This is a genomic window from Clostridium pasteurianum (genome assembly GCF_001705235.1).
Classification (GTDB): Bacteria; Bacillota; Clostridia; order Clostridiales; family Clostridiaceae; genus Clostridium_S; species Clostridium_S pasteurianum_A.
This window is the reverse complement of record NZ_MCGV01000002.1, coordinates 49,566-68,748: the sequence shown is the minus strand read 5'-3', so window position 1 is coordinate 68,748 and position 19,183 is coordinate 49,566. Positions and strand designations below refer to the sequence as shown.

20 protein-coding genes are annotated in these 19,183 nt (G+C 31.4%); 8 read left to right on the top strand and 12 right to left on the bottom strand.

The window, feature by feature from the left end; all coding sequences use genetic code 11:
- Positions 1-32: 32 nt before the first annotated feature.
- Positions 33-1,214, bottom strand: a complete 1,182-nt coding sequence (locus BEE63_RS20455; RefSeq protein ID WP_242874989.1) for an iron-containing alcohol dehydrogenase — start codon at positions 1,212-1,214, stop codon at positions 33-35.
- A 133-nt stretch (positions 1,215-1,347) separates the two neighbouring features.
- On the opposite strand from BEE63_RS20455, the gene BEE63_RS20450 reads away from it, so the two are divergent.
- Entirely contained in the window at positions 1,348-2,337 is a 990-nt protein-coding gene (locus tag BEE63_RS20450) for an AraC family transcriptional regulator (protein ID WP_242874987.1), read from the top strand.
- Between the two features lie 33 nt (positions 2,338-2,370).
- On the opposite strand, the gene BEE63_RS20445 is transcribed toward BEE63_RS20450, so the two are convergent.
- On the bottom strand, positions 2,371-3,045 hold the full coding sequence (locus BEE63_RS20445; RefSeq protein WP_066023353.1) for a haloacid dehalogenase type II: 675 nt from the start codon (positions 3,043-3,045) through the stop codon (positions 2,371-2,373).
- Positions 3,046-3,164: 119 nt separating this feature from the next.
- Here BEE63_RS20445 and BEE63_RS20440 point away from each other — a divergent pair, with 119 nt between their 5' ends.
- Positions 3,165-3,842, top strand: coding sequence for an ArsR/SmtB family transcription factor (locus tag BEE63_RS20440; protein WP_066023352.1), 678 nt, complete (start codon positions 3,165-3,167; stop codon positions 3,840-3,842).
- 22 nt (positions 3,843-3,864) lie between these two features.
- Here the strand turns inward: BEE63_RS20440 and BEE63_RS20435 are convergent, their stop codons facing one another.
- Both BEE63_RS20435 and BEE63_RS20430 read right to left on the bottom strand, forming a co-directional pair.
- Positions 3,865-4,167 carry a bacteriocin immunity protein gene (locus tag BEE63_RS20435; RefSeq protein ID WP_242874985.1) on the bottom strand — a complete coding sequence of 101 codons (303 nt, stop codon included), beginning with the start codon at positions 4,165-4,167 and terminating at the stop codon, positions 3,865-3,867.
- A 101-nt stretch (positions 4,168-4,268) separates the two neighbouring features.
- On the bottom strand, positions 4,269-5,267 hold the full coding sequence (locus BEE63_RS20430; RefSeq protein ID WP_066023351.1) for a sodium:calcium antiporter: 999 nt from the start codon (positions 5,265-5,267) through the stop codon (positions 4,269-4,271).
- Positions 5,268-5,875: 608 nt separating this feature from the next.
- Between BEE63_RS20430 and BEE63_RS20425 the strand changes: the two genes are divergently transcribed.
- Positions 5,876-6,832, top strand: coding sequence for an endo-1,4-beta-xylanase (locus BEE63_RS20425; RefSeq protein ID WP_066023350.1), 957 nt, complete (start codon positions 5,876-5,878; stop codon positions 6,830-6,832).
- A gap of 140 nt (positions 6,833-6,972) precedes the next feature.
- Here BEE63_RS20425 and BEE63_RS20420 read toward each other — a convergent pair whose 3' ends face one another.
- The gene (locus tag BEE63_RS20420; protein ID WP_175400900.1) at positions 6,973-7,140 is read right to left on the bottom strand and encodes a hypothetical protein; all 168 of its coding nucleotides are present in this window, start codon (positions 7,138-7,140) and stop codon (positions 6,973-6,975) included.
- A 134-nt stretch (positions 7,141-7,274) separates the two neighbouring features.
- Positions 7,275-8,990, bottom strand: a complete 1,716-nt coding sequence (locus BEE63_RS20415; protein ID WP_066023349.1) for a cellulase family glycosylhydrolase — start codon at positions 8,988-8,990, stop codon at positions 7,275-7,277.
- A 119-nt stretch (positions 8,991-9,109) separates the two neighbouring features.
- On the opposite strand from BEE63_RS20415, the gene BEE63_RS20410 reads away from it, so the two are divergent.
- The 4 genes from BEE63_RS20410 (at position 9,110) to BEE63_RS20395 (ending at position 11,630) form a co-directional block, all read left to right on the top strand.
- Positions 9,110-9,874 (top strand): hypothetical protein, encoded by a 765-nt coding sequence (locus BEE63_RS20410; protein ID WP_066023348.1) that lies wholly within the window; start codon positions 9,110-9,112, stop codon positions 9,872-9,874.
- A gap of 118 nt (positions 9,875-9,992) precedes the next feature.
- Positions 9,993-10,244, top strand: a complete 252-nt coding sequence (locus BEE63_RS20405; RefSeq protein ID WP_066023347.1) for a hypothetical protein — start codon at positions 9,993-9,995, stop codon at positions 10,242-10,244.
- Complete coding sequence (locus BEE63_RS20400; protein WP_139111579.1) at positions 10,204-10,785, top strand: hypothetical protein; 582 nt, start codon at positions 10,204-10,206, stop codon at positions 10,783-10,785. The genes BEE63_RS20405 and BEE63_RS20400 overlap by 41 nt, the downstream gene beginning before the upstream one ends.
- Before the next feature lie 356 nt (positions 10,786-11,141).
- Positions 11,142-11,630, top strand: coding sequence for a hypothetical protein (locus BEE63_RS20395; protein ID WP_066023345.1), 489 nt, complete (start codon positions 11,142-11,144; stop codon positions 11,628-11,630).
- Between the two features lie 124 nt (positions 11,631-11,754).
- On the opposite strand, the gene BEE63_RS20390 is transcribed toward BEE63_RS20395, so the two are convergent.
- The 5 genes from BEE63_RS20390 to BEE63_RS20370 all read right to left on the bottom strand — a co-directional run bounded on the left by BEE63_RS20390 (position 11,755) and on the right by BEE63_RS20370 (position 16,955).
- A complete protein-coding gene (locus BEE63_RS20390) occupies positions 11,755-12,477 on the bottom strand; it encodes a DUF421 domain-containing protein (protein WP_066023344.1) in 723 nt (240 codons plus the stop codon).
- Positions 12,478-12,666: 189 nt separating this feature from the next.
- Complete coding sequence (locus tag BEE63_RS20385) at positions 12,667-13,863, bottom strand: MFS transporter (RefSeq protein WP_066023343.1); 1,197 nt, start codon at positions 13,861-13,863, stop codon at positions 12,667-12,669.
- Between the two features lie 10 nt (positions 13,864-13,873).
- On the bottom strand, positions 13,874-14,668 hold the full coding sequence (locus BEE63_RS20380; RefSeq protein WP_066023342.1) for a histidinol-phosphatase HisJ family protein: 795 nt from the start codon (positions 14,666-14,668) through the stop codon (positions 13,874-13,876).
- Positions 14,669-14,699: 31 nt separating this feature from the next.
- The gene (locus BEE63_RS20375; protein WP_066023341.1) at positions 14,700-15,545 is read right to left on the bottom strand and encodes a Cof-type HAD-IIB family hydrolase; all 846 of its coding nucleotides are present in this window, start codon (positions 15,543-15,545) and stop codon (positions 14,700-14,702) included.
- Between the two features lie 597 nt (positions 15,546-16,142).
- Positions 16,143-16,955, bottom strand: a complete 813-nt coding sequence (locus BEE63_RS20370) for a metallophosphoesterase family protein (RefSeq protein WP_242875006.1) — start codon at positions 16,953-16,955, stop codon at positions 16,143-16,145.
- Positions 16,956-17,130: 175 nt separating this feature from the next.
- Here BEE63_RS20370 and BEE63_RS21890 point away from each other — a divergent pair, with 175 nt between their 5' ends.
- Positions 17,131-17,289 (top strand): hypothetical protein, encoded by a 159-nt coding sequence (locus tag BEE63_RS21890; protein ID WP_175400899.1) that lies wholly within the window; start codon positions 17,131-17,133, stop codon positions 17,287-17,289.
- Between the two features lie 167 nt (positions 17,290-17,456).
- Here BEE63_RS21890 and BEE63_RS20365 read toward each other — a convergent pair whose 3' ends face one another.
- Positions 17,457-19,088 carry a PucR family transcriptional regulator gene (locus BEE63_RS20365; RefSeq protein ID WP_100369846.1) on the bottom strand — a complete coding sequence of 544 codons (1,632 nt, stop codon included), beginning with the start codon at positions 19,086-19,088 and terminating at the stop codon, positions 17,457-17,459.
- Positions 19,089-19,183 lie beyond the last annotated feature (95 nt).

Sequence of the window (19,183 nt, the reverse complement as noted above, 5' to 3'; positions counted from 1 at the left end):
AATAAATCACAGTTATCCGATGCATTAAGCTCTTAACGATATGATTTCTTATAGATTTCAAGATAGTCTTCATCTGTAAGTGGTAACGGGTCTGCGGTAATGTCGCCGCCGAGCACCTCGTGTATTCTCTTTGGATACTTTGAGAGCTCTTCTTCCTTGATTCCTGCATCACTCATGCGAAGATCTTTACATCCCACTGATTCGATCAGTTTATCCAATGCTCTGATAAAATCTTTTCCGGATGTCGGATTCTGAGCTCCCATTGCTTTTGCCATTTTGATCATTTGTTCTTCTGCAGCCTTACGTTCTGCAAAGAAATTATAATAGGCATGAGCAATCATAATTAAACCAGCACCGTGAACTAAATTTTTGTGGTAGGATCCCATGGCATGTTCCATTGTATGTGCTGATGTGACAAGCATGTAGTAGCCTGCAAGTGAATTAGCCAGTGCCATATTTGCTCTTGCTTCCTTATTGCTTCCATCACGATATGCAATCGGTAGATTGGCGGCAATCAGTTCAATAGCTTTAAGAGCAAACATTTCTCCCATCGGATGCTCATTCTTATTAATCACAGATTCAGCTGCATGGAAAAAAGCATCCATTCCCTGAAAAGCTGTAAATTTAGGCGGTACACTCATCATCAGATTGGAATCAACAACAGACAGTACAGGGAACATTGATGGAACTAAAAAACCGGATTTTTCATTTACTTGGTCATTGCTGAGCACCGCGCAACAATCAACTTCACTTCCTGTTCCCGCTGAAGTAGTAATAGCAACAATTGGGGCGGCATCTTTTCCTGGATTCTTTTTTCCTCCGCTTACCGAATAACTGTAATCCCAGATATTACCTGTGTTGGTCATCATAAGTGCAATACATTTGCTGGAGTCCATGACGGATCCTCCCCCAAGTGCAACAACAAACTCACAGTCTGTCTCCTTTGCTTTCGCTGCACCATCCATAATATTACGGTTTGTCGGATTTGGACGGATCTCATCAAAGATCTCATAGGTAACTCCAGCAAGATCCAGTTCCTTCTCAAGTGCGTCCAGATATCCGAACTTCTTTGTAGATGAACCGTTTGATGTAACGATCAAGGCTTTCTTTCCTGGAAGCACTTCTGTATGCATCTCCTGAAGTTTTCCTGCTCCAAATAATACTTTTGTTGGCATATAAAAATCAAAATTATACATATCATCTATTCCTTTCAATTTTAACTTTCTTGTTACGATCCATTATATAGATTTTCACCTTTCAAATCAGCGCTAAATGTTAACTTGAATTGTTGCTTATTTTAACCTACAATTAGATATAAGTATATCTGAGTTACCAAAAAACGTTGCAATGCTTGAAAAAATTGCTCAGAAATTTGAAGAAAGGAATGTTGTTATGTCTTGGAATTGCGATACCGAAATCGATTATGCATTAGAAAAACTCGGTCAGGACTTTCCTCACCTAAATTGGGACTTTAGCCCGGATCCGTCCTCAGGAAATAACGAACTGATTTCGCATTGGTTGGGAGAGAAATCCGAGGAAGTTATGGTGTGTGCATTTAAAGGGAAAAAAATTGAGGAGAGTTTTCACCGCCAGGACTTTTTTTTCATTCATTTTGCTTACCACGGAGATTATGATGCATTAAGCTTCAACTATAACAATAGGATCACGGTAAAAGAAGGAGACTGCTATATTGGTCAGCCCTACAGCGGCTATGCTGCTAAGCGGGATTCTGATGACGAATGTATTATTCTCGGAGTACTGATTCGTAAGGAAACCTTTTTCCGGGAATACCTGAGTGCGCTCTCAGCGGATAGCTCCATGCTTAATTTTTTTTTGGAACCACAGAAAAACAAATATGCAGAAGAGTTCGTTCATCTTAAAATTCCAGCTTCTTCTCCAATCTGGCAGCTGCTGAATGTAATGATTCTTGAATATGCTCATAAAACAGAGGATTCACAGAAAATTTTAAAACCTATGGTCATGTCCCTTGCAATGTATCTTTCCTCTGAGTACAAGCGTCAGCATCTACCTACTGGCACGACATTAATTGATCAGATTATAGAATATATTGAATCACACTCTGATTCTGTAACATTGAAAGACATTGCATCCCATTTCGGATATCACCCCGTCTATATTTCCCGTCTCTTGCCGGAAAAGACAGGGAAGACATTTTCTGCTCTGCTAGCTGAATCACGTATGCGAAGAGCAAAGCTATTATTGGATCATACGGATCTTTCCATTGAAAAAATTGCTGATATGCTCGGATACAGCAATAGCAGCAATTTCTATAAGACCTTTAAACAGTATTATGGTACTTCTCCTCGTCAGCTTTGATAATCAATATTAGCGGAGAACCCAAACAACTATTTATAGTACCTTAGGTAGTTCAATTAAAGATTTAAACTCAATATCTGGCTCAAAAGGCAGCACTTCTTTTTTACCGTTAAAACGGTTTATCCAGGATACATTAAATCCAAAGCTCTTTGCTCCGACTACATCCCAGGTATTACAGGAAATAAATAATACTTCATTCTTTTTCAGGTTATATTTCTCAATAACCAAATTATAAACACTAGTATATGGTTTATATATTTTAAGGCTATCTGCAGAAAATGAATTATCAATATACTCATCTATTTTAGAATTTTTAACTGCCTTACTTAACATATCTGGTGAAGCATTGGATAATATTGCAGTGGATATTTTTCTTGTCTTTAACTCAGATAAAACTTCAGAAACTTCTTCATAGCAATTAATATTCTCATATGTGTTCAAAAGTTCTAATTTTAAATCTTCATCTTTAATATTAAAATAATCCATAGCATAGTCTAAAGATTCTTTAGTTATATACCAAAAATCTTCATATCTACTCATAAGACTGCGAAGCCAAGAATACTCTAATTGCTTAGATCTCCAAAGGTCTGAAAAAGGTTTTGCTATATCCTCTAATTTTTCGCAATTAATTTTTGTAACCGAATTAATATCAAATAATGTACCATATGCATCAAAAACGCATAGTTTAATGTCTTGAAATTTTTTCATCAAAAGCCTCCATGCTAAATAAGATTTTAAGCTAGCTTATGATATAATTATAAAATAGGATTATTTCCATGAACGTGGAAATGATATTTTTAGCGTACATGAATTAGGAGGAGATTATTTTGAAACCAGATCCTATGGTAAATGATATAGCCTCATTAATAGCAGAGCCTTCTAGATGTATAATGCTTATGAGCCTCTTAGGAGGGCAGCGTACAGCGGGAGAATTAGCTAAGACAGCAGGTATTAAACCACAAACAGCAACCTTTCATTTATCTAAAATGGTTAGTGCTGGAATAATTGAAAAACATGCATATGGTAAATATAGATACTTTAAACTAGCTAATGAGGATATTGCAAAGTTACTTGAATTACTTATGAAACTTTCAAAATCACCTAAAATAAACTCCTTAAAGCAATCTATACATTCACATACTTTAAGGAATGCAAGACTTTGTTATGACCATGTTGCGGGGAAATTAGGAGTAGAGCTTAAAGAAACTCTTTTAAAAGCTAAATATATTCAATTAGAAAATGATATATTTTATATTACTGAATTAGGGTATAAAAAATTTATTGAGCTAGGAATTATAAAAAATAAATTTAAAGATATAAGATCCTTAAATGGTGTTAAATGCTATGATTGGAGCGAAAAAGATTATCATATAGCTGGTAAATTGGGATATGCAATTGCTGCTGGATTGATTGGATTATGCTGGATTAAAAAATCTCCAATAAGTAGGGAGTTAGAGATTACAGAAATAGGCAAAGTACAGTTACATAAAAATTTTTGCCGCTAAAACCCCTAACTTTATAAATGCCTTAAAACCAATTAAAAAAAGAAAGAATACCTCTATATTTATTTGCAGCATGAGCTATATTATTATATAAATTTAAAACTGATTTAGGAGCTTTAAGCTTATTTGTGTCTAGGTAAAATGTTATGGCACCACTTAGTTTTGTGCAAGTAAGTTTATACTCTTCGCCATGCTCAAGCTTTGTTTTATATGGGATAAGGACATTAGTTAATTCTTGATTATTTTTAACTTCAGGATCATCCAAAACATCTTTCAATTCATTTAATAAAAGTTGAGTCTTTTCATCTATCTTTATTTTTTTCTTCATTAAAAAATCCCCTCTATAATAATCTTAGAAAGTACAATATTTCATTATATATCATTATACTTTTATGTATTTAAATTGCAAATTAACTTAATGGAAATTTATTAGACTCTTTTCACAAATATTATCAGTATAATAAAAATAACATATAATAAAGCATTAAAAGCTAATCTTTTATCAGAGAGACAATCTCTTTTTAAAGTTGTCCATAATGAAAAAATAGCTACAAATGTTATAATAGCTGAAATTATAAGATACTTATCGAGAAGCCACGGTGTAAACATAATACCAAGAGCACTTGGAACTGTAGCTTGTATCATCATAGAACCGCTGATATTTGAAAGTGCTAGTTTCTCTTTCCCCTGTCGTACCCATATAATTGCATTTAGGGTTTCTGGCAATTCTGTTGCAACTGGGCTTAATAGCAAAGCAACCATATGTGGTGCTATTCCAAGTGAAATACTTAAAGTCCCTAAATTATGTACAAACATTTGAGAACCTACAAAAATAAGTATAAGTGCACCTATAGTTTGAATAAGTATCAATGACTTCTTAGGTTGTACACTTTTAGGACTGATTTTTAATGGTTCCAAAGTCTCAGTAACCTCCACATTTTCAGCATTCATTTCTCTATAAAAGTAAACTCCATAAGCCACTAGAAATAAAATTCCCAGCCAAGGTTTTATTGCAAAGGCTACAAGTCCTAATCCAATCTTAAATACAAAAATGCACATAAACCAAACTTGATCTCGTGCTAATTTGTTACTATCAAATTTAATACACTCACCGTACTTTCTTTTCTTGCTAAAAATAAACATGCTTATACCAACAACAGCATATGCAATTGTGCTTAAGACAAGAGGTCCACCTAAAGCTGCTCCAATGCCAATATCTTTTTGCTTTGAATTGGTGCCGAAAACTACTGCTATAAACGTTACAACACTTTCAGGTAAAGCTGTACCGAAGGCAGCTAAAATTGAACCTACTGCACTTTGAGAAATATTAAATGTCTTACCTACCCATTCAATCCCATTTACAAAAAATTCACAGCTAAGGTAGATTAAAATTGCTGCAATAAACATAATTAAAATTGTTATTATCATTTTTCTCCCCCTAAACAAAAAAATAAAAAGACTCCTAGCATGTCAAAAACATGCCAAAAGTCTCGTTTCGCATTTTTGCGGATATTGCCAGGCTTTTTTAACCACTATGTTGACAATACCTATCAAACTACTCCCTTTTGTAAATATACAATTATGTTAATTATAATAGGGACAATTTTTTATGTCAATAAATAATTTTATTTAATGGTTAGCACCCCTTTATAGTATTTGCAACATGCAAAAAACTATATTTTTATGAGAATTAAGGATTATTTCTATTTATAAGCTCAAAAAAATAAGTATATTATGTATATTTAAATCTCTTATGTAAATATATTCAATGCAATTACATATATGCGTTTGTAAGTAAATATATTTACATGATATAATATATTAAAGTTAAATAATATTGCTATAGCATATGCTAGCTAGTATACTGTGTTAAAAATTAAAATTACTATAATGATTTACTATGTTTTGCTATTTAGCTAATATGACACAATAAATATATCTTGCATCTTATTATCAATCTTAATAGTGATAATTTAAGTACACTTGTAAATAAGTTTTTATGGTAAATATGAGAGATTAGAAAAGGAGTGGTAATTATGTTAAAATCAAAACTTTTAAAAATTTGTACCGGAGTATTGTCCTTAGGTTTTATGCTTTCAGTTTCTAATGTTGGGAGTGCTAAAGCAGCAATGTCCCGAAATAAATTTGTAGGAAATATTATTAGTTACAGCGTTCCAAGTAACTTTAGTACTTACTGGAATCAGGTTACTCCTGAAAACGCTACCAAATGGGCTTCTATTGAACCAAACCGTGGAAGCATGAATTGGGGTAATGCAGATACTATTTATAACTATGCAAGAAGCAAAGGAATGCCTTTTAAATTTCATACTTTAGTATGGGGAAGTCAGCAGCCTCAATGGTTATCAAGTCTTTCGCCATCAGCTCAAAAAACAGAAGTATCCAATTGGATTCAAGCTGCAGGTAGAAGATATTCAGGATCAGCTTTCGTAGATGTTGTAAATGAACCTTTACACACACAGCCTGCATATAAAAATGCTATAGGTGGAAATGGTTCTACAGGCTATGACTGGATTGTATGGTCTTTTCAGCAAGCAAGAAAAGCTTTCCCTAATTCAAAGCTTTTAATTAACGAATATGGAATAATCGGCGATCCTAATGCAGCAGCTCAATACGTTAGAATTATAAACATTCTTAAAAGTAAAGGCCTTATAGATGGAATAGGAATACAATGTCATCAATTTAATATGGATTATGTTTCTGTAAATACTATGAAATCAGTTTTAAATACTTTATCCTCAACAGGATTACCAATATACGTATCAGAACTTGATATTACAGGCAATGATTCTATACAACTTGAAAGATATAAGGAAAAATTTCCTGTTCTATGGGAAAATCCTAATGTTAAAGGTGTAACTTTATGGGGTTATATGCAGGGACAAACTTGGAAACAAAATACTCATTTAATTAACTCAAATGGTACTGAACGTCCTGCACTTAAATGGTTAAAATCATATTTGGCAACACATTAATCAATTAATTTTTTTAATTTCAAATATGTTTATTTTTACCCTATAAGTGTTATAATATATTTATAGAGTAAAAAGCCATTACGGTTTTTATTAGTTAAATAGTTTGGTTTGTCAGCATATCTAGTCGCATAGATATGCTGCTATTTTTTTTGAGTTTTTTTATTACCATCATTAACAGTAATAGATATTTCATCTTCCCTTAATTTAAGAGAAGCTTTTTCTTTTAAGTAAGCTAGTGTAGAAAATATGCCTACAATGCTTATTGCAGTAATACAAACTATGGCTGTTACAATCACATCATCACTCAAATTGTCACCCCCTCTGTTGTCCATATTCCGTAACGGCTCTGGAAGAGAAGTATTTCTGGAGAGTGACCAAATCAAACTTTTTTTCTCTCAATTTTATTATATCATATATTGGAATCTCTTAAATATTCTGTAACCTACTTAATAGCCGTAATAATAAATGCTTCCCAGGCTCCGGCAATAGATGAACTAGCAGCATAAAGTGTACCATTATTATTTAAATCAGCCTTTACATAATTATTATTTGCAACTGATTTAAGAGCATATTGATTATCTGTTATTTTATAAGGAATAAATTTCTCCCAGGTATTTATCTGTGAACTTCTAGCAATTAGTTCATTCTTTGAATCAATAACAGCACAAACATACTTTCCATTTGCACTTGACTTCAATGAAATAGTTCCATCCCAATTATTAACGACAGTAAAGGCTTCCCAGGCTCCATTACAACTAGGTCTGTTTGCAATTAACGGATCCTTTCCGGAGTTATCAGCACAAACAACTTTATTATTTGCTATAGCTGTCAAATAATATTGTCCGTCTGTTATATTGCTAGGTTCTGGTGCTGTAAAGTAAGGTTTAATTGCATTAATTAAATCAGTATTAGGACTAGAAGTTCCAACATTTGACCACTTGGAACGAATTGTATCAGCAGAATCTGCTGCTACATTTGCCTTTGGTACATTTTGGCGATATAATCCCCAATTATTATTGTTATTGTTTACTTTATATGTCCATTCTGTCCAACTTAAATTTGAACTATTAAGCAAATCAAGTCCTTGCTGCCATGCAGAAATATTATCCATAAGTGAAAATTCACCCATATAGCTTGGTACATTATAACCTTGATTAACAATTTCATTTACTTTATCTTTAATACTTTTAACTTGAGCCCCGTTTTCATTATTATAATCAGCATATTTATAATTATGATATTCATACATTATATTTGACCAAGAATACTTTGATGGATCTGGAAGATCACAAGGATCCCAAGTTGCCTCCATAATAATAGTGTGATCTTTATCTACTGAACGAATTGCGTTATATGCATTATTATAAATATTCCATAATGTTGTATGCAGCGTATCTTCACTTTCACCTGATTTATAACGATAGGTACAATATGGCTCATTTAGTAAGTCATAGCCTGCAACGGTTGGATTGCCTTTATAATGTGCTGCTATTTTAGACCAAAGATCATAATAAAGCTGCTGATTTCTATTAGCGTTGTTCCCAAAGAAGAATTGTGAAGCTGCTTCCTTTGCATCTCCCCCATCAACGCCAGAATGATCGCTTCCATTTTGTGATCCTGGTGCTCCATGCATATCTAAAATTACGTAAATCCCTCTTTTACCTGCCTCATTAACAAACCAATCAACACGATTAAAGGCATTTGAGAGATAGTTACCATTAGAATCCATGAAATTCATATACCATAAAGGAAGACGTATACAATTAATTCCCATTGACTGACAGTTATCAAAATCTTTTGTTGTCCAATAGTTATTTTGATAAACTCCAACTAAGTCTCGCATTGTTTGTTCACCAAAACGGCATGTTAAGGTTTTGTAGATATCCATTTCGCAAGTTACGTTGTACTGACCTGAACTACTTTCGGTAGGAGTCATCCAGAATTCTTGTAACATATATCCACCAGCATTTGTCCCTCTAAGTTGTACTATATTACCAGTACCCCAATTCTTACATAATGCTTTTCCGTTAGCCTTTAAAAAGTCATTTGAAGTGATCTCTGCAGCTTTTACTGCATTTGACGGCATCGCTATCAATACCAACACTGAAGCTGTAAATATTAAGGTCAATAAAGTAAATATTAAGCTTTTTCTTTTCATACTCAATTTTACCCCCACTATATTAATACGATAATATTTCCCTTCTTTTAAAAGTATGTTATTTTTTACAATAAAAGTACAACATTATATAATATAAGAGTAATAATGGAGGTGTTTATATGAAAAAAAAGAAGATTATTATTAGAAGCTTTGTAGTATTTATATTTATAACCATGTTAACTCTATTTTTTGTATTATCGGATAGATCCACCGTTAATGCATTTAATTGTTATACAGTGAATTTTTCGGATTTCAAAGAGATATCTAAAAATGTTTATGTTAAACCTAATGCTTCTGGCATGGATACAAGTAATATATTAAATATTATTTCTAAATCTAAGAATAATGTGGCTCGGCTATATGGAAGTTTTAATGCTAAATCTATCTTTATAATTAGCAAAGATTCATCAGCTTTGAAAAGGTTTGGTGTTAAAAATAAAACGGGAGCTACAGAAAAAACTACCTTTGGTACTTATATAGTTTTAGGCCCAGATGGCATGAATACTGATGTAATTTCTCATGAACTCACTCACAGTGAATTGGCATATAGAATTAATAAAATCAATAATATTCCTGTGTGGTTTAATGAAGGGATGGCAACGCAAGTAGATAATAGGCCCAGATACTCTGAAAAGCAATGGATAAAGAGAACTCAAAATGGGCTAAAGGTACCTAGTATGCGAAGTTTAGACTCGGATAAACAATTTTATGCAAGTGATTTAAATACTAGACGATTAAATTATACTTTAGCAAAACATGAGGTACATAGATGGTTATCCATTGTAGGGCAAAAAGGTCTATTGCAGTTAATACAAGATGTTAATAACGGTCAAGATTTTTATAAGGCTTATAAGGCTATTGAAACGGCTGCTAAATCTAAATAGATATCTAAAATTTTAGGAAATTGCATAAAAATGTAGTTAAATTTATAAATAAAGTATTTGATAATTTAGTAAAGAGAGCTATGACTAATGTTAATTAATATTGAAAGAAAGCTATATTATGGCTATGAATTCTATAAATTCATTGTCGCAGTATCAAAGTCCTAATACTTATAATAAAACACAGCTAAAATCTAAACCTTTAGAAGATCCTATCTCTTTATCAGATGGAATTGGATGTCTAGAAACTGATTCAACTACCGGTAAAGTTATGGAAAAAGCATTGCATTTTGACACTTTTGAATCAGCCCATTTAGATAAAAATAAAATTTATGTTGATTCATGTACTTACGAACATAATACCGATAAATGAATATCAAACTGCTCTACATAAATATGACGGGTATTCAACTCCAATAGCTGATTCCATGATGTCTTATCTTTATATTTTACAGCAAAATGCAAGTCCATCCTGTGGATGCGGTACATATACTTATAATTTAGAGGCTGTACCAGGAGGAGACGGAAATTATCTTGCTGAATCCGTTACTGCATATGAAAAAGCAAAAACCGAGATAGAAAATACCTACTCTAGCGATAGCATATCCCAGCGTGCAAAAAGTCAAGGAATTACAGATATAGATGCTTATACTAAACAGCAGCAAACCTCAAAAAGTGCAGAGCTACAGAAACTTAACCTGGACTATACGCAAAAAACTGGAAGTAATATCATGACCCAGGCTAATGGTCTAAATAAATTTTTTAATTATTCGAATTGGGATGGTGACAGTAATTCACATGACAACAGTTTTAATAATTTAGTGAAAGATACATTTGATAATGGCTATACTAATATTTATAGTATAAAGCTTCAAGATATTTTCAATTCGTTTGAAAAACATTTTCTAAACTAAACCTGTATAGTTCACACTCATTTTGGTAAGTACTACTTGTCAGACAAATAATATAAAAAAAATGACAGAAGCCTTATTTCATGAAGTTTCTGTCATTGCTTATATATGCTTTTCTTACATGTCTTTGTAATATATTATTTTGTATGTTTATTGAACGCCATCAAGTATCCTATTTTGTTTTAGCTTGTCACAAAAATCAAAAAAATTATCAGGTATATGTAATTCCTCCATAAAACTTTTTAATAATTTCTTTATATCTATTAGTATCCACCATGATATAAATTTGACATGAAATTTGTTTTTTATTATACTATAAATGCACTTAAATTGAAAAAAAATACATTGGAGGTATTATTATGAAAAGAAAATTAGTATCTATGATTTTGGCTGTATCAGTTATAACAGCTCCATTTGTAGCTCCCACAACAACTTTTGCTAAAACAGTTTCTAAACAACCTACAAATAAATTGAGTGCTGATGCATTGACTACATACAGTATAACTCAAAACAATGTCAGTGTTTCTGTCGATAGTTCTACACAAATTTATGGTCCATCTAGTAATAACTATTTATTTACTCCTTATAATTCCAATCAAATAACTGTATCATGGACAGGTCTTACTTGTAATGGAGCTTCCTATCCTGGCATTCACTTTGCAGCATATGATGTTAATACTGGAGAAACTTGCTACTCAGATGACTGTTATATTGGTCGAGGATACGCTGCTAATGGTTCTATGGAAATAACAGATGGCATTATTCCTGGTCATACTTATAGAGTTATGGCACAAACTGTAGGTGGAGCAGCTGTAGTAATTCAAAGTGTAACCGTATCAAATTATTAATAAATTTTACATTATATGATGTTCAGCACTTTATAATAAGATTTTTTAGATTTATAAAAGTTAATAAATAACTAAGTAGGAGCTAAATGATTCTTTTATATAGCTCCTACTTTTTGTTTTGGTGTTACTCAATGCCATATTTACCTTGAGATTCTCTACTATTTTTATCCTTCTTTGATATATATAATTTTTTAGTATTATCTAATCCCGCATAAAATACTTCTGAAATATCTTTAATATTTTGACTACTGAGCTGAGCTTTTAGCCATCCTTCATCTAATCCTACACTGGTTAGATTTTCCTTCATTACAATTCCATCTATTATTATGTCTCTTGTAAGACCTAGACTTGTTACTGGAATGTTCATATGCTTAGGAGTAAGTGGTTGTTTTTCCGCTTTTGGTAGCACAGATAGTTCTCCGTCTTTTTCCATTATGGCAAATTCCACATCAGCTACATTAAAAGCGTTCTTCTCTCTTAACTTCATCATTAACTCATTAATTGTTAATTTTACTTTCCTCATATTTTCTTCTACAATAGTTCCATTTTCAACTACAGTAACTGGTTCTGAGTTTATTAACTTTCTTAATCTAAAACTTTTAATATCTAAATACCCCGCGGCTATTGTTAGAATGGATAAAATCACAAAGGCTGTTATAGCAGATAATGATGTAAACTTTTTCCCAACAATGGCATTTGCAATTATTGCACCCATAGATACTCCCATAACAAAATCAAAAAATGTCATTTGTGATATAAGTTTTCTTCCCATAAGTCTAGTGAAAAACAGTGCTAAAATGTAAACTGCCATGCTTCTTATTAATACGTCCAGTAAGAACCTTTCCATATATGTAATTCCTCCATAAAACTTTTTAATAATTTCTTTATATCTATTAGTATCTACCATAAAGTTAATTATATTAAAAATGTTCCTATTACATATATCTAAAGTAATATCTGTAAAACAATTGGGATACCACCAGCATTGCACTCAATGCTAGCGGTATCCCATAATTAATTTTCACAAAGAATCTAGTTACTCAATAACTTTATTATTTTTAACTGCAGCTATAACAATAAACGCTCCAAGAACAGAAACAACACTTCCTATTAAAAGCACATACTTAACGCCAACAAGATCCAACAGAATTCCACCTAACAAATTGGCAATAATTCCGCTTCCCGTAATTGCCATTGTAACCATAGATTGACCTTTAATAGAGTCTCTTTTATCAATAATTTCATTAACATAATAAACACTGGCTGGAATAAATATAGCATAAGCACCCATTTGAAATACCTGTGCAATATAAATCATAACCATTCCAGTGGCTAGGAAAGTTAAGATATGTTTAACTGCAAACATAATTACAGAAATCTTAATTAAAGTTGTACAATTAACTCTTTTTCTCACTGTATTAAATAAAGACATTGCAGGCAATTCTAAAATCGCTGCTAAAAACACAGCTGTTCCCATTTCATGACTTGTTCCACCAATTGGCTTAATAACTTGAATGAAGAAATTATTGATGATTGTATGAGTGAAGAAAACAGCAACAACTCCTAGAATAAAAATCATAAACTTTTTATATGTCCTACAAAAATCAATAAAAGAAAGCTCGTTATTGTTTGCTTCTTCCCTTGAATCAATAGATATTTCTTTTTGTTCTGTTTTAGGAATGACATAAACATATACAACTATTATTAACATTATATTAAAAGCAATGTATACAAGTGGAATGATACTTGCTCCAAAGTCTTCAACCATATATCCTAAGGTAATTGAAACTATTGCATAAGCTGCACTTCCAAGCCCTCTTGCAACTCCATAGTTAACAGTAATGCCATACTTTTCAAATACAAATGCTAATGAGTTAAGTAATGGCTGTAAGGTAATCATAAGAGTTGATATTCCAACAAATAGGCATAATAATATAGGTACCATTCCTTTATAGAAATAAATGATAAAAGATAATATAATTGCAGCAACTAATATATATGCAATGATAGTTCTTAATTCAATTTGTTTATTTTTATCTGCATATGAAGCAATCATAGGTTGAGCAAAGACTGAAATTACACTAATTAAAGCCAGAACCATTCCAATAACAGAATTAGATACTCCTCTATCCAGTAAGTATACCGATGCATAGCCCATTAAACCACAAAATCCACCAAAATATAAGATTTGAGTTAGTGAATATTTTATATCTAATGATAATAACCTTTTCATTTTTTCCTCCCTACTCATCATACAATGAGTGATAAATAGGTTTCATATTTGCATAAGTACAATAAACTTTGAAACCTAATTTTTTTAATTCTTCTTTTGTATACTCAATATAAGCTCCCAGATGTCCTTCCTTATGCGAATCACTGCCAATAGTTACAATTTTGCCTCCAAGCTCTTTATATAATGTCAAAATATCTCTAGATGGCGTTAAATCATTTAAACCATATCGATGTGATGAAGTGTTAATCTCAATGCCTTTGTCATCTGCAATAACAACTTTTAGAATATCTGCAATGATATCCTTTACTTTTGGGGACGAGTAGTCACCCTTTTCATCATAACGTTTAATCATATCTAAATGACCTAATACACTATAATCATGGTATAAATTAATAACCTTGAGGATTTCCTCATAATATTTTTCATTGTATTCTTTTTGAGTCTTCCCCTTTTGGAAATCCTGGTTCCAAAATTCCTTATTATCCACCTGATGGCAGGATAAAATCACAAAATCAAATGGATAAGCATCAAAGTCCTGCTGAAATCGTTCTACTGTCCCCACTTGCATGCCAAACTCAATCCCAAAGCGCAGAGTGATTCTATCGCTATAAATATCCTTGCATCTTTTATATTCCTCAATATAATCATGAATATTACAGTTTAGATCAGTCTTAACACCATAATCTATATGTTCCGTAAAGCAAAGTTCATCAAGTCCAATCTGAATTGCTCTTTTCACGCAAGCTTCCATTTGATACTCCGAGTCATCACTAAAAGCTGTGTGTACATGATAATCAGCAAGCATAGAATCGCTCCTTTCGCTTTATTATTTTTGCCTATAAATCCGTAATATATTTATTTAAAGTATGTGCAATCCCATCTTCTTCATTAGATAGAGTTATTTCATCAGCTACATCCTTTAATTCATCTACTGCATTTGCCATAGCTACTCCTGTACCGACATATTTAACCATTGAAGCATCATTCTGTCCGTCTCCAAAGGCAATCATTTCTTCCTTTTTATATCCCATAGGAATTAGTGCAGTATCTAAAGCTTTAGCCTTATCAATTCCCTGAGCAGTAAATTCAAAGTAGAAATCTGCTGTAAACATACCACTTAAAGTATCCTTAAATGGCTCAAACATCTCTTTATAGTGAGCCTGTAAATATTCAGGATTTCCAGCAGTTAAAATTTTATTTAAAGGATAGTCTGCAAACTCCGCCAAATCATCCTTTTCGCATACCTTGAACTTACAATTACGTGCTTCATATTTAATTATGTTAAAAGGTTCACCCTTATAATCTATTTCATTGTCAAAAGCATCATTAACATACATGTAATCATCTTTTACAACCATAGGTTTAACGTCAAATTTCTTCATATGTTCAAGTACTGCTTGTCCTTGTTTAATGCTCATAGCTTCATTGAATAATACTTTATTAGTCTCACAATCAGTAACTTTAGATCCATTAAAGGAAACTAAAAGTCCATGATTTTTATTCATTTCTAATTCTCTAGCATAATCCATGAGTCCAGATGTAGGTCTTCCAGAAGCTAAAACTAAAATAATTCCCTTTTCTTGTGCTTTAATTAGTGTATCTTTAGTTTTTTTAGTAATTACCTTTTTGTCATTGGTTAATGTACCATCTATATCCATAATAATTACTTTTATCTTACTCATTGTGCTTGTCCTCCTAGTTTTTTTAGTGTATTTATTTCGTAAATGTTGTACAAAATTTAAAAGTGAATCCATTTCACCCTTCAGGTTATCATTATACTAATTCTAAAGCTGCAAATAAATAGGTTAGCTAAAAATTGAATAACATATGTCAAAAATAATGTGATTAGTGGCTAAAAAATTGAAACAAGTATGTCATATAAAAAAAATTAAGAACGATGAGAAGTAACAATATTTTGGAACATTAAAAAAATCATAAAATCCTAAGCGTTTTGAATAACTCACTAACGTTCAGACAAATTCAAAACTCTAAGGATTTTATGATTTTTTCATCAAGATTTATTAGAATTTTTTTAAATCGTTCCCAAAATATTGTTACTTCTCATATAGAATAAATGCAATGATGGTAACTTTTTCTCCGTTCCACTACGAAAAACTTATAACTGCTTCCATTCACCGCAGGCGAATGTTCTTCTACAAGTTAGTAGATTTTCCAGAGCAAAGCGGAGAAAAATCCTCCTTAATTCTTAATTCTTAATTTTCTTTATGCAATAGCCCCATACTGTAATAAAATTTTATTATAATAGCTCCTTTAAATCATCATACTGGTGACTCGTCCCCAATAGGAACTACACTAACGTGTATCTTTCTACAGCCACTATAATTTCTAATATTAATGACAAAAATATGGAATATAGACTTTTTATTTAGGGCAGCTCCACCTCCACCTGATAAATATAATCTTGTATCCCTATACCTGGTAGCTGCAAAAGTGTGAACATGACTTACAAGTGCAGCTGCTATTTTTCCTTTAACCTCTCTAAAAAAGGCTTGGCTTCCTATTGTAAAAAACGAGTCATCTCCAGGCTGTGGAATCCATCTATCTGTTGCTGGAGGCACATGCATGCAAGTAAACGTATTCTGATACCTATCATCTAAACTTCTTCTCAAATATTGAAGTTCCTCCCTAGTTAGTCCATACTCATGATATACATAATGATATAATGAATCTAGTGCAATAAGTGTTAATTCATATCTTGGTATATTTAACGTAAAATGCAGTGGACCAATCATTTCTACAAAATTAGCAACAGACGCAGCTCCTGTTAATTGTATATCCATTTCATGATTTCCTACTGCCGTAAAAAGTGGCAAATCAGGTGCATCACTATTTTTAGCATCTATAAAGAATTGAAAATTATCTTTTTCACTACCACTAAATACAATATCTCCCCCGTGTAAGATTAACAAAGGATTGTATTTTTTAGCTTCCTCCATAGCTTTTTTAAAGATTTCAATGCTAGTATGACCGTTTCTTTCCACCCAGCTGTCTCCCATAAAGACTATATTATAGTTTCTAGGATTAAGGATATCCTTTCTTTTCTTAAGCAATTGTAATTGTTCTTCATACATCCTCAAATAAATTACCCCCAATTATATAGGCAAATCATTTCAATTAATTTACCTTTGCTTCAATTTTTAAGCTTATGATTCGTTATACTCTATGCAAAATTGAAGGTATTTGTTAAGAATTTTCATTTAGTTCCTAAACTTAAAGAAATTAAAAACTTTGTTCTTGAATTTTAAGTTGAAAAAGCTAGAGAAACATGAAAAAGCAAAAGCCTCCTATGAAAAAATATCTGGGTTAGAGGAACTAAAAAACAGGTCAGATACGATAGTTGAGGCAGAAGGAACAGATAAATATGAGCTCACTTACTACAGGGGTATAAATAAGAAAAGGAACTGATAATACCAATTCATATGTAACCTTTGGAGGTACTCAAGGGGTATATAACATAGTGCAATCCAATAATGGATATAAGCATCTAGAACCACATTCAATGTTGAATAAAGATATATTAAAAGATTTAAGCGGTAGTTATGATAATGTAAAGAAAAAATTAGCTAACTAATTTAACATATATCTTCGCCGAGATATTCTAATATTTTAAATGACAGATAGATGCTGAAAAATTCATCTACATTGTTTAAATCAACGTTCATTATTTCTTCTATCTTTGATATTCTATATCGTAAAGTATTCCTATGTACATGCATTAACTCCGCCAGTTTTGATTGGTTTTTAAAATTCGTTACATATAAATATAAGTTTTTTAAGTAATCCGTTTTATACATATTATCATAGTCAATGAGTTTAAAAATTGAAGGATGACAGAAATCCTTTAATGATCCTTCCCTAGAACATACGGAAAAAATATGCTGCAAAATATATGAATCATAAAAAAATATATATTTGTTATCATCTAAGCATTGTCCAAGTTCTATGGATTTAAGTGACTGTTTGTAGTATTTATTAATACTAATTAAATTATAAAATGGCCGGCTAACGCCGCAAAACATTTCAAGATTACTTAAAACTTTATTTAATTTCTTAAAACAATTCTCATATAATAATTTATCCTGAATGCAACTAGTTACTATAGCAATATTCCCCTTATACAGCACGCAAATAGAATTATAAAATATATTTTCAAAGAAATCCCTGATATACTTAAATTGAACGTATGAAATATTCTTTTTACTGATGACACTTATAACATTAAGAGGATATTTCAAATTTAAATGTGTGAATTTAGCAGTCTCATTAATATCCTCCTCACAGCTTATCTTCCCATCAAGCAACTCTAAAATCAATAAATCCTTATTGCTTATATCCGTACTTTCATAATAGTTGTGCTTTTGAAGTTCTACTGAAATTGCATCACTTAAAATATTAATTAATTTTATATCCCTTTCAGTAAAAGGCTTAAATGCCTCCAGTATAATAGCTTGACCTAAAAGCTTGTTTCCAGCATATATATTTGACCACATTCTAGACATGATGAATTTATCACTTTCTTTATATAAAACCGACTCAGAATTTTTAGTTATTCTATCCTCCAATTTATCTAAGTCATCAAAATTATAACTAGCACTATTGGTAGATTTAAAATAAATAGGTATTCTTGAATCAAATATGTTATCTTTTAAAATACGCTGTAAATTGTCATACCTTTTATAAGTTTTTGAAGTAATGCCCTTCCATACAGGAGCATCCACCTTAATATTATCTGTAAAAGATAAAACTTTAAAGTTTGTATTGCTAATAAAAATAGGATTTCCAATAGACTTTGAGGCGATATTAACAATATTTTGCAAGCCAGTATTTTGCGAAAGTACTTCTAATAGTTTCAAAGAATTAACATTTAAAGTCTGATATTCAAAAAAGATGCCTAAAACTTCATTGAATATTGATGCTGCAGAATTACTGCAAATAAATATTATATTAGAATTTTTATTTATTTCAATTGACCCTGATAATTGTGTTTTAGAAACAATTAAAAAATTAGTTTCATGCAAAACAAGATTGTTTATTTTATTATTGTCTAACGTTTTCACCATATAAAGTGTATTAGGATAAAAATCTTTAATATTGCTTTCTAAATATTTTATAGATTTAATAAGAGTTATATTTTTGTTATTAATATAACTTTTAGGATTATATTGTTTAAGCTTTTCGATAATGCTGTCAATTAATATTTTCATAGGTAACCTCCTAAATTAACAATCATATTAATTAATCTTTTCTTATTGTGCACATGCATAAATATTAAAAGCCATCATTTAAGTATATGCACATT

Bases quoted from the DNA above. Each gene is read 5' to 3' on its own strand.
- BEE63_RS20450 (WP_242874987.1), top strand. From the start codon at position 1,348: ATGCTTGAAAAAATTGCTCAGAAATTTGAAGAAAGGAATGTTGTTATG.
- BEE63_RS20445 (WP_066023353.1), bottom strand. From the start codon at position 3,045: ATGAAAAAATTTCAAGACATTAAACTATGCGTTTTTGATGCATATGGT.
- BEE63_RS20435 (WP_242874985.1), bottom strand. From the start codon at position 4,167: ATGAAGAAAAAAATAAAGATAGATGAAAAGACTCAACTTTTATTAAAT.
- BEE63_RS20430 (WP_066023351.1), bottom strand. From the start codon at position 5,267: ATGATAATAACAATTTTAATTATGTTTATTGCAGCAATTTTAATCTAC.
- BEE63_RS20425 (WP_066023350.1), top strand. From the start codon at position 5,876: ATGTTAAAATCAAAACTTTTAAAAATTTGTACCGGAGTATTGTCCTTA.
- BEE63_RS20415 (WP_066023349.1), bottom strand. From the start codon at position 8,990: ATGAAAAGAAAAAGCTTAATATTTACTTTATTGACCTTAATATTTACA.
- BEE63_RS20410 (WP_066023348.1), top strand. From the start codon at position 9,110: ATGAAAAAAAAGAAGATTATTATTAGAAGCTTTGTAGTATTTATATTT.
- BEE63_RS20405 (WP_066023347.1), top strand. From the start codon at position 9,993: ATGGCTATGAATTCTATAAATTCATTGTCGCAGTATCAAAGTCCTAAT.
- BEE63_RS20400 (WP_139111579.1), top strand. From the start codon at position 10,204: ATGTTGATTCATGTACTTACGAACATAATACCGATAAATGAATATCAA.
- BEE63_RS20395 (WP_066023345.1), top strand. From the start codon at position 11,142: ATGAAAAGAAAATTAGTATCTATGATTTTGGCTGTATCAGTTATAACA.
- BEE63_RS20390 (WP_066023344.1), bottom strand. From the start codon at position 12,477: ATGGAAAGGTTCTTACTGGACGTATTAATAAGAAGCATGGCAGTTTAC.
- BEE63_RS20385 (WP_066023343.1), bottom strand. From the start codon at position 13,863: ATGAAAAGGTTATTATCATTAGATATAAAATATTCACTAACTCAAATC.
- BEE63_RS20380 (WP_066023342.1), bottom strand. From the start codon at position 14,668: ATGCTTGCTGATTATCATGTACACACAGCTTTTAGTGATGACTCGGAG.
- BEE63_RS20375 (WP_066023341.1), bottom strand. From the start codon at position 15,545: ATGAGTAAGATAAAAGTAATTATTATGGATATAGATGGTACATTAACC.
- BEE63_RS20370 (WP_242875006.1), bottom strand. From the start codon at position 16,955: ATGTATGAAGAACAATTACAATTGCTTAAGAAAAGAAAGGATATCCTT.
- BEE63_RS20365 (WP_100369846.1), bottom strand. From the start codon at position 19,088: ATGAAAATATTAATTGACAGCATTATCGAAAAGCTTAAACAATATAAT.